Origin of the sequence: uncultured Vibrio sp. (genome assembly GCF_947488985.1) — a bacterium.
Lineage (GTDB): Bacteria > Pseudomonadota > Gammaproteobacteria > Enterobacterales > Vibrionaceae > Vibrio.
The window spans coordinates 1-218 of sequence record NZ_CANLBV010000409.1 but is presented as its reverse complement, the minus strand read 5'-3'; the positions used below and the strand labels follow the sequence as shown (position 1 = coordinate 218).

General features: G+C 52.8%; 1 protein-coding gene. It reads right to left on the bottom strand.

What is annotated here, in order from left to right:
- Nucleotides 1–218 (bottom strand): hypothetical protein (locus Q1A70_RS20785; RefSeq protein ID WP_299695975.1); only part of this gene is annotated, 218 nt, incomplete at both ends.

Below are 218 nucleotides of genomic sequence, written 5' to 3'. Positions count from 1 at the left end.
GTAAATTCAGAGCGCTCAGGGCTTGGGTAAGAGGCTGCACTTTCTCGCAAGGTGTCAATATGCACCATATAACCACTACCTAATGACGACAGCGCTTGATTAAGACGCCCTGCAATCGCATTACGCTCAACATTGGTCGCGGTATCGACGTCATAGCCCGTAAATCGCCAGCCAGCCGTGAATGAGCCGTCTTTGCCGAGCATCACCCCCTCATCGAC